Annotated in this window: 6 protein-coding genes; 3 read left to right on the top strand and 3 right to left on the bottom strand. The window is 40.7% G+C overall.

The window, feature by feature from the left end; genetic code table 11:
* Window positions 1-102: 102 nt before the first annotated feature.
* The 3 genes from aroC to B2X33_RS00825 all read left to right on the top strand — a co-directional run bounded on the left by aroC (window position 103) and on the right by B2X33_RS00825 (window position 6,787).
* The gene (gene aroC / locus B2X33_RS00835) at window positions 103-1,212 is read left to right on the top strand and encodes a chorismate synthase (protein ID WP_296666804.1); all 1,110 of its coding nucleotides are present in this window, start codon (window positions 103-105) and stop codon (window positions 1,210-1,212) included.
* Between the two features lie 104 nt (window positions 1,213-1,316).
* On the top strand, window positions 1,317-5,132 hold the full coding sequence (locus B2X33_RS00830) for a pectinesterase family protein (protein WP_296666802.1): 3,816 nt from the start codon (window positions 1,317-1,319) through the stop codon (window positions 5,130-5,132).
* A gap of 206 nt (window positions 5,133-5,338) precedes the next feature.
* Window positions 5,339-6,787, top strand: a complete 1,449-nt coding sequence (locus B2X33_RS00825) for a D-alanyl-D-alanine carboxypeptidase family protein (RefSeq protein ID WP_296666800.1) — start codon at window positions 5,339-5,341, stop codon at window positions 6,785-6,787.
* On the opposite strand, the gene B2X33_RS00820 is transcribed toward B2X33_RS00825, so the two are convergent.
* From B2X33_RS00820 to B2X33_RS00810, 3 genes are read right to left on the bottom strand one after another with little or no spacing between them, the layout of a single operon-like run.
* On the bottom strand, window positions 6,788-9,001 hold the full coding sequence (locus B2X33_RS00820; protein WP_296666797.1) for a polysaccharide deacetylase family protein: 2,214 nt from the start codon (window positions 8,999-9,001) through the stop codon (window positions 6,788-6,790).
* The gene (locus B2X33_RS00815; RefSeq protein ID WP_296020247.1) at window positions 8,998-9,240 is read right to left on the bottom strand and encodes a hypothetical protein; all 243 of its coding nucleotides are present in this window, start codon (window positions 9,238-9,240) and stop codon (window positions 8,998-9,000) included. The genes B2X33_RS00820 and B2X33_RS00815 overlap by 4 nt, the downstream gene beginning before the upstream one ends.
* Before the next feature lie 5 nt (window positions 9,241-9,245).
* On the bottom strand, window positions 9,246-10,133 hold the full coding sequence (locus B2X33_RS00810; RefSeq protein ID WP_296666794.1) for a LysM peptidoglycan-binding domain-containing M23 family metallopeptidase: 888 nt from the start codon (window positions 10,131-10,133) through the stop codon (window positions 9,246-9,248).
* Window positions 10,134-10,195: the final 62 nt, after the last annotated feature.

Genomic DNA, 10,195 nt, shown 5'->3' with positions numbered 1-10,195 from the left:
CGGGCTATAAGGCCCGGTCGTGCGCTTTAATCGTATTTTTTTTCTTTGCCCAAAATCTTCAATTATGCTATTCTTACGAAATAAAATTTGGAGCAAAAAACTATGTCTGGAAATACTTTTGGTAAAATTTTTAAAATCACAACTTTCGGCGAAAGCCACGGTCCTGCGCTCGGCGGAATAATCGACGGAGTTCCAGCCGGAATAAAAATCGACCAGACAAAAATTCAGACGGCGCTCGACAGACGCAAACCAGGACAAAGCGCAGGCGGCCAGGCAAACGCTTCTGTCACAGCCCGAAAAGAATCCGACAAAATAGAAATTTTAAGCGGCGTTTTTGAAGAAAAATCAGAAGGAACTTCCATCGGCTTTATAATCCGCAACGAAAGCCAGCACTCAAAAGACTATTCAAACCTTGCAAATACATTTAGACCAGGACATGCGGATTTATCATATTTTTTAAAATATGGCTTTAGAGATTACCGTGGCGGCGGACGAAGCTCTGGAAGAGAAACCGCTGTCCGCGTCGCCGCTGGAGAAGTTGCAAGACAGGTGCTTGAACACTTCTGCCCACAAATAAAAATTACCGCTTACACTCAGCGCGCGGCAGGAATCAGCATTCAAAAAATAGATTTTTCGCAGATTGAGCAGAATGCCCTTCGCGCCCCGGACAACGACGCAGCGGCAAAAATGAACGAAAAAATCGAGGAACTCCGCAAAAATGGAGATTCTGCCGGCGGAATAATCGCCTGCAGTGTAACAGGACTTCCAGCAGGTTTGGGAGAATGTGTTTTTGACAAGCTTGATGCGCTTTTGGCACACGCAATTTTAAGCATAGGCGCAGTTAAAGGAATTGAATTTGGCGCAGGCTTTGAAGCCGCCGATTTAACAGGAAGCAAAAATAACGACATTATGCGTGTAAATTCTGACGGCTCAAAGGTTGAATTTTTAACAAACAATGCCGGCGGAATTTTAGGAGGAATTTCCAACGGAAACGAAATCTTCTTCAGAGTTGCCGTAAAACCAGTTCCCTCAATTTTTAAAGAGCAGCAAACTGTTTCTGTTGACGAAAACGGCAAATTTCATAACGAAAACCTCAAAATCGAAGGACGCCACGATGTCTGCCTTTGTCCAAGGATTGTTCCTGTAATCGAAGCCATGACAGCTGTCACCCTCTGTGATTTATTCTTGCAGAACAAAGCCGGAAGAATATAAGTTCCGTCGTTTTTTTCAAAAATTCATCGTAATTCTCACTACACTTTTATAAAAACACTGTTATAATTATAGTGCAAAATTTTTATAAAAAAATGGGAGTTATTATGAAAAAATGTTTCAAAATTGCCGCAATGGTTCTGGCTTTTTTGGCAGCTGTTTCGGTATCTGCCCAGACCCGCAAAGTTGATGTCTGGGATTTTGGTGGCGTTGAAGAAAAAAATGCTGTCAATCACATTAAAATTTCCGATTTAGACAATCTTTCGGGACTTGCCGCAGACGGAAAATTCGAAGCCGGTGAATACACTTTTGGAGATCTTACTTTAAAAACCGAAAAAAATGACCGCGCCTATTACAATGGTTCAAAAAATTATGGAACCCAAGGCTATTCTTCTTTTGAATTTAGCGACGGCTATATTTCTGACGGGATTTATTACTGCAACGGAAAAGGAGGAGAATCAAAACGCTACCTGCTTTTAAGAAACGTAAAGGCTGGTGACATTGTTACTTTTTACGGACGGGCTTCAAACGGTTCAGAAGATAAAATTCACTTCGTATCTGTAAGCGAATCTGGCGAAAAAAACGGCATTCAGGACGAATCCGCATGGCTCAACGGAGAGTCAAAACGATGGTCTTACATTGCAGTTTCTGACGGCTCTTATAAAGTTTACTGCGAAGCAACAGGCGCAAAACCAGTTTATTACCGCATTACACGCACTCCTGGCGTAAATGTAAACGGTTCAATCAAAGGGCTTCATTCAAAAGGTGAATTAAAATTCGTCGTTTCAGAAACAAAGCAGCAGCTTCCGGCAACAATTTCTGGCGGAAGCTACACAACACGTCTTCCGGCAGGATTTACATTTACGGCGGTTTTGGAAGGCGTTAAAGGATTTGGAATTTCGGCAGACACAAAACAGATTTCAATTTCCCAGGACGCACAGGCTTCTTTCAAAAAAGACCTCGCTGCTTCAGAAATGAAAACTTACATCGCCGATGGAAAAATCAGCGGTTTTGCAAAAGATTTTTCTTCATCATCTGCAAAACTCGTAATGACTCCTCCGGCAAATACTCTTTATCTTCCAGTAGAAATCGAAATTCAGAATACTAGCGGAGATTTTTCTTTTAAGGGCGAACTTGAGCCTGCCGTTCAATACACAGTCTCTCTCAAAGGCGCAAACGATTACACAGTAGCGAAAGACACGATTTTTGAAGGAACTGCGGCTTTTACAAAGGACATTCAAGTTGAATTAAAGCCAGTCTACGATGTAAACGGAAAATTCATCGGCGACACTTCAATCATGCCTTCATCTATTTCATTCAAAAATCTTGAAGACGGCTACACTTATACTGGAGCAGCCGCAAACGGAATTTACGGAACAAAACTCCGCGACGGAAATTACGAAGTTTTATGCGAAACTGAAAAAACTGCGACAATGAATCACATCTCTGTTTCCGGCTCAAACGTTACAAAAGATATTTTGATGAGCTCAAAAGACAAAACCGTAAATCAAATTCCTCTCAAAAAGGACATTTACGTTGGAGGCAAAAAACAGGACTATTCATCTGTAAAACAGGCTGTAAAAGCCGCTCATGCAATGGCTCCAAAATCAGAAGCCGACAGAATTACAATTCATATTGCTCCGGGAATTTACCGCGACCAGGTTATAATCGACACTCCATACATTACCTTAAAAAATGACACTCCAGCTCAGGAAGTAAAGCTCACCTGGTATTATGGAATCGGATACAATTATTATTCGGCAGATTTAAATGGCTACTACGATGAAGAGAGAGCCTATGACAAATTTGAAAAGAAAAGCGTAGCAAAGTGGGGAGTTGCAACTTACGTAAAAAAAGATGCAAAATTTTTCCGCGCAGAAGGAATTACTTTTGAAACTTCGTTTAACAAATATGTTACCGCCGAAGAATTAAAGGACGGTGTAGAACCAGACGGAACTACAATTGCATTTGTAAGAAAGCTCAATTCCGATGTTCAGTCAAAGGCGGCGACAGAGCGCGCGTCTGCAATCTGTACAGAAGCGGACCAGGCTGAATTTGTAAACTGTAAATTCTTGGGTTCTCAGGACACTCTCTACACAGGAGCAGATTCAAGACAGTATTACAAAAACTGCTATATCGAAGGCAATACCGACTTTATTTTTGGTGACGGCGATGTTGTTTTTGAAAACTGTCAGATTGTTTGGGCTGGATATTCTGATTCAAAAAACAGCGGATATTTAACCGCAGCCCGCAATGCAAAAGAAAAAGGCTATCTGTTCTATAACTGCATAATCAATGCAGACCAGAACAATATGCAAGCTCCGGGCTACTTCGGAAGACCATGGGGACCGAAAGCAAGCGTTGCATTTGTAAATACGATTTTTGCATACGAAGGAATTATAAATCCGCAGGGCTGGACGAGTATGAGCGGAAACAAACCTAAAAATGCAAATTTCTTTGAATATAATTCAATGTGGGACAATACAGGCGTTGATGTAAGCCATCGCGACGGCGGAAAAATCATTGCGGATGCAGGAGCTTACAGTCCTTCAAATTATTTTATCGGCTGGACACCTGTAGCTTATTCTGCGCCAAAGCCGTCCGAAGTAAAAATCAAAAAAGCAAGTTTTACAACAGATGACGACATAAATACGCCTTATCCTGGACACACAATCACCCTTCATTACGAATTTAACGGTTCAGGAGAAGACTGTTCTCTGATCCAGTGGTTTAGGACAAAAGATAAAAAAGACACACTCATAAAACAGAGCACTGGTTTTGCCGACAAAACTTATCTTATTTCAAGAGCAGATTCTGGATTCAACTTAAAAGCTGTAATTACGCCAATGAACCGCTCAGGCAAAGCAGGAAAAACTGTAACTGTAGAACTGGACAAAAAGATTAACGAAGGCTATGCAATTCCTTCAAAAGCAACGGCAATTCGTCCGCGTGCAGAAGGAAAGGTAAATGTTTTCCTTGCCTCTGACTCGACTTGTAAAGATTATTCTGCGCTCGGAATGTGGAACAACGGTCAGACAAGAAACGAGGGAGCCTGGGGAGAATTCTTGCAGTGCTTCTTTAACGGCGCCGTTGAAGTTCAAAACTACGCAAACGGAGGACGCTCAAGCCGCAACTTTATAAACGAAGGCTCGCTGGAAAAAATCAGACAGCAGATTGGAAAAGGCGACTATCTTTTTATTCAATTTGGACACAATGACTGCTCAAACGGAGCAGGATACCTCGAAGACCGCTACGTTCCTCTTGGAGAACCAAATAAAAAAGGAATTTACCCGATCCATGAAGGAAAAAAAGTCCGCACTCCAGACAGTTATTTTGAAAAATACGGAAATTCGTTCTATTCTTATGACTGCGGCGGAACTTACAAATGGTATCTTATGCAGTACGTAAATGTTGCGCTCGAAGCAGGAGCAACTCCTGTGCTCGTAACGCCTGTAAGCCGAATGTACTTTGACGGAAAAGGAAGAATCACTCCTCACCACGACTCAAAAGACACTTCGACAAAAACTCAGATTACAAGAAACAACGCTTATGTAGAAGCTGTTCGCCAGCTTGCAAAAGAAAAGAAAATTCTTTTGATTGACGGTTTTGAAATTACAAAAAATCTCTACGAAAAAGCATATTCTGACTGCGGAAACAAAATTGAAGCAAAAGAGCTTATGTTTGCCGGAGATTCAACACATAACAATAAACTCGGCGGTTTTGTAATTGCAGGTGAATTTGCAAAAGAAATTAAAAAGGTAATTCCTGCGCTTGCACCAAGCATTATACATCCGAAAAATGCAATGGGCGAAAACAGCGACGGAAAAATTATGTTTACTGTTGATCAGGACGGAAAAATGGAAAGCTATGACAAATACTGGACCCGCTACGAACAGAGCGTAATGGACAGTCTTGGAAAATAGTTTTTTGCGGTAGGGATGGAAGTACTTGCGTAGCAATCCACCGCAGGCTTTAGCCGAGGAGGATGGAGCGAAAGCGGAAGTACGGACAGCCCGTTAAACCGCCCCGAAAATTTTTAGGCTTCCGGTCAAAAATTTACGGCCGGAAGTTTTTTTGCAATTTTAAAGCCCATTTGCCCACTTTGCCACATTTACTGTAAAATATAAAAATGAAATTTTCTAACATTGACTTATCCGATTTTGATTTAAAAAAACGCAATTCTGACAAAAAAAATCCAAAAAATTCTAAAAAAATTTTCGCTGTTTTGGGAACAACTTTTCTAACTATTGCAATTTTGACGGCAGTCTTTTTTTTATGGTCGGCATCGTTTTTTAAAACGCAGAACGTAAAGCCTCTTTCGGAAGAGCAAACCGCTTCTTTAAATGCTTTTTTAAACCAAACCTACTCTCTAAAACGCAGCGAATCGCTCAAACCTCTTCCGTATCCGATTATTGCTGCAGATTTGGAAGTTGATTCAGGGGCGGCAATTCTTGTCGATGCAAAAAATGGCTGCATTCTTTTTGAAAAAAATGCGGATGAAGTCATTCCTCCGGCTTCGATTACAAAGCTCTTTGTAATGTACATTGTTTTTAAGGAAATCGAAAACGGGAACCTTTCTCTGGACGAACTTGTTTCTCCGCCAGAAAACAGCTGGTCAATAAATATGCCGTCTGACGCAAGCCTTATGTTTTTAGGACAAGGGCAGATTGTTACGGTTCGTGAACTTTTGACCGGGCTTGCTGTGGCTTCGGGAAACGATGCGGCCCTTGCGCTGGCATATAAAATTTCTGGAAGTACTAAAGATTTTGTTGCAAGAATGAACTATGAAGCAAAAATTTTGGGCCTGACTCACACTCATTTTGAAGAGCCAAGCGGTTATTCAGAAAAAAATGTTACAACTGCGCGCGAACTTGCCGAATTCTGCAGAATTTATATAAACCGTTATCCGGAAAGCTTGAGGGATTATCACAGCGCAAAAGAAATTCTCTACCCTCTCGAAAAAAATCTTCCGAGCTGGGAAAAAGCAAAAGGAGATTCAACGGCAATTTACCAAAGAAACACAAATCCGCTTCTTGGAAAAATGGAAGGTTGCGACGGGCTAAAAACAGGATTTATTTACGAGAGCGGTTACAATCTTGCTTTGACGGCAAAACGGAACGGAGTAAGATTTTTGTCTGTTACGATGAAAGGACCGGGAACTGGCTCTAAACAGGGAAATTTTTACCGCATAAAAGACGGAACGACCCTTATGGAATGGGCTTTTTCTTCGTTTGCCGACTACATTCCTGAAAATAAAATTCAAAAAAATTATCCAGTTGCAGTTCCAGGAGCAAAAACAAAATTCGTAAACCTTGTTCCTGCCTGGACAAATGCGGTTACAGTTCCGCACATCAGCTCTCAAACTGCGGCAGAAGACGCAGAAAACGTTATTGCCGAAATTCAGCTTCCAAAATGCATCTACGGAGGAACAAAACTTGGAGCCGTTTACGGACAGATTCAGTACAAACTCGGAAACACTGTCTTAGAAACTGTTCCTCTAGTTGCCGACAGAACCGCGCAAAAAGCGGGACTTTGGGGACAATTTTGTGGAAAACTCGCATGTCTGAGAATCCGCTGATTAAAGGCTTTCGTTAAAAGCTACAAACTCATAGCCATTGCTTAAAAGAAGGCTTACAAGAAGGTCAAGCTTTTCGTAAAGCCAGTCGCTTCTTGTGCCTTTTGAAAGACCTGCGCATACAGGAATTACAGAACCGTCTTCCAGATTTTTAGCATAAAACGAAACCAGTTCCAAAGCCGACAGATAACCGGGTTTTCCGCGGGCTGCTTCTTCGAGAGTGATTGTGTCCAAACTAAAGCGGCCTGCTTCGACATAAGAGTATCCGCAGTTTTTTCCAGCTTTTTTTACTTCGAAATCCGCCTTATAAAACGGAGCATGCCACAGAAGGCTCAATTCTTTTCCTGTTGCCTGAAAAAATTCATCTTCGTTGCGTGCAAGTCCCCGGCGGACAAAGTCTTCGTCAACAACAAAATCTTTTGATGTCAAATCCAATGCCGTAAAAAACATTGAGCCGCATTCGTAACCGCTTTTTGCAATCTGAACGGTTTCTTTTGGATAACGGCGAATAAATTCTCCATTTATAAAAAATGTTGCAGGAATTTTGTATTTTCTTAAGACATAAAGAATAGAACTCAAACCGGAAGCATCATCAAGCGCATCGACTGCAAGAATTATTTTTGCAGGAACCTGTCTTTTTTCCATTGTCTGCGGAAAATAAGCTTTTGTGACTGCTTTTCCTGAAAGAGTGCGCACAAAAAGCGCGTTTTTAAAATTTGAATTTACAGCATTTCCTGTATAAACGCGGAATTTTCCGTTTTGAACAGAACCAGAAGCAACAACAAGAGGCTCGATAGATTTTGTCCAACTTCCCTTCAATTCATCAAATTCATAAAAAACATCTTTTTTTACGGCATCTGCTGCAAAAACAACAGTGTCAGATTTCCAAAAAACTTTTGACGCGGCGGAAAGAAACAAAACCGATGATTTTTCGATTTCTGAACCAAGCTGCCATTTTTTTACGGTAGATTCTCCGCCAACATAAACCGAAGAATCTGTTCCCCAGACAAACGAAACAATTTTTTCTCCGGAAAGATGATCAACTTCTGTCCAGGTATTTGATTCAAAAACAAAAAGAGAATTTTCCTTTGCAAAGCAGATTTTTTTTCCGTCGGGCGACAGCTGAGGCTCGATTACAGAATCTGTTGAAGAAAGGAATTTCAATTCGCTTCCAAGGCTGTAAAATGCCGATATTTGCGCACCGTTTTCGTAAGAAAGCAAGTTGAGCCATAAAACGCATTTTGTGTCGCTTGTCCAAAAAACTTTTAAGGCAGTTACGGTTCCGCCGGCTCCAGTCGCAGTTTTTGAAACGACAGGATTTACATATTCAAAGCCAGACTCGTTCAATTTAAAAAGACTTATGATTTTTTTAGATTGAATAAAAATAATCGCCGAAGCCTTTGAGTTTACTGAAAATTCATCATGCTCTTCGTCAAAAATTACAGGAAGCCGGCCACAGACTATTCCTGGTTCGATAACAGAAGAATAAAGACCGCGCGTATAAAGTTCATTTGAACTGATTCTATAAATTAAATCGCGTGCAATATAAATTAAATTTTTTGAATTTGCCCAGCAGACAGAATTTATGTTTCCGCGACCGATCAGCCGAAATTTTTCGGCAAGCTGAACTTTTTGAAAGGCAACTTTCGGCTCACAAAAATAAACATTGCCGTTTTTTTCGTACACAAAAATAGAGCTGTCAGAATTCCATTTTACAGGAATTTTCTCGTAATCCAGCTGTGCCTTCTTGTCTAAAACAGTTTCTTGCAAAGTCGAAGCGTTTTTTAAAATCAGTTCACCTTCTGCAATTCCAGTTTTCTTTATGTAGCAGAGCCATTTTCCGTCTGGACTTGCAATCTGCGGACTTAAAATCTGCGCAGTTTCTGGAATTGAATCCGCACGCGAAATCCACGAAAGAGTCGAATCCGAAAATGAATATCTTGCGGTTCCCCATCTGTTTCTAACCTGCAAAACAGAACCTTTTGAAAGCAATTCCATTTTCTCTGGATAGCAGGTTAAAATTTTTGCAGTCAAAAGAGTTTTTGCATCGGCAGAAAAAGCAGTTGAATAAGACGGGCTTCCGGCAATGCTTTGTTTTATTGTAAAAAGAATTTTATCCTGAGAGTTGATCTCAGGATTTTCAAATGAAATTTCCGAAAAAGCGCAAAATGAGATTGAAAAAAAAACGGCTGACAAAATTTTTTTTATTTTTTTCACTTAGCCATCTCCACGCTCAGAGCCAGAATCGAAAGGTCGCGGTCAAGAGCGTCAAGCTTTTGCTCAAGAGCAACAACGCGTCTTGCCCTGTCTTCCGCCTGTTTCTCTTCAAGATTTTTGAATATCGCTTCAAATGAATCTTTTTTACCGTGCATTTTTTCCTGACCGCACCATGGACAATAAAGAAATTCTTTATCAATAGTTCTTCCGCAGCAACCGCAAACACAAACCGCTTTCATTTTCTTTACCTCTTCAGCAATGACAAAGGATCAACAAGACGGCCATTTTTGTAGACCGTAAAATGCAGATGAGGTCCAGTTGAATATCCTGTTGAACCAACAAGTCCAATTCTCGTTCCCTGGCTCACATTCTGACCGTTCCGGCACAAAATTTTTGACATATGGCCGTAAAGAGTCTGATAACCGTTTCCGTGATTGATTATAACATAATTTCCGAAGATATTGCTCCAGCCAAGCTGAACAATTTTTCCGCTCATTGTGGCATTTACAGGAGTTCCCGTCGGGCAGGCAAGGTCAACTCCGGTATGATTTGAAGGAACTCCAGTAAAAGGATCTGCGCGGCGGCCAAAATAACTTGAAATTTTATAACTTTGGGAAATCGGACAGATAAAAAGTTCGCCCATAGCTTTTTTTAGGGACGCAGAATCCATTCTTGCGCCAGGAATAAAAAGTTCCTTGCCAATTGAAAGAGTTTCATCTGCAAGTTCATTTACATCAAGAATTTCTTCAACGCTCACATGATATTTTACAGAAAGCAAATTTAAAGAATCACCTTTTGAAATCGTATAAACAATTCCATCCTGGTTTGGAACACGAATTTTCTGCCCTGCCATAAGAGTCCGGACATTGTCGATTCCGTTTACAGAAATCAAAGTCGAAATATTTGTAAGACCAAATTTTAAGGCAATCGAACTAATTGTATCGCCGCTCTTTACCTTGTACGACTGATAAGAAATCGCCTTTGCCAGTCCTACAGAACTTGGCGTAAGTATTTTTCCATCGTCAGAAAGAACATTTCCGTTTTCGTCAAAACTTGCTTCTGAAGATGTCATTGCGAATTTTGACATTGCGCTGTTCAAAGTTTCAATTTCACTCGAAAAAGTTTCTCCCATTTTTAAAGGACCTGTAAAAGCTTGAGAATAGTTTAAAATTTTTACAGAAAAATAAGGAACGA

The sequence above is a fragment of the Treponema sp. UBA785 genome (assembly GCF_002297065.1).
GTDB lineage: Bacteria > Spirochaetota > Spirochaetia > Treponematales > Treponemataceae > Treponema_D.
The sequence above is the reverse complement of the archived record's forward strand: the minus strand, read 5'-3'. Positions and strand labels throughout refer to the sequence as shown.

Bases quoted from the DNA above. Each gene is read 5' to 3' on its own strand.
- aroC (WP_296666804.1), top strand. From the start codon at position 103: ATGTCTGGAAATACTTTTGGTAAAATTTTTAAAATCACAACTTTCGGC.
- B2X33_RS00830 (WP_296666802.1), top strand. From the start codon at position 1,317: ATGAAAAAATGTTTCAAAATTGCCGCAATGGTTCTGGCTTTTTTGGCA.
- B2X33_RS00825 (WP_296666800.1), top strand. From the start codon at position 5,339: ATGAAATTTTCTAACATTGACTTATCCGATTTTGATTTAAAAAAACGC.
- B2X33_RS00815 (WP_296020247.1), bottom strand. From the start codon at position 9,240: ATGAAAGCGGTTTGTGTTTGCGGTTGCTGCGGAAGAACTATTGATAAA.
- B2X33_RS00810 (WP_296666794.1), bottom strand. From the start codon at position 10,133: ATGGGAGAAACTTTTTCGAGTGAAATTGAAACTTTGAACAGCGCAATG.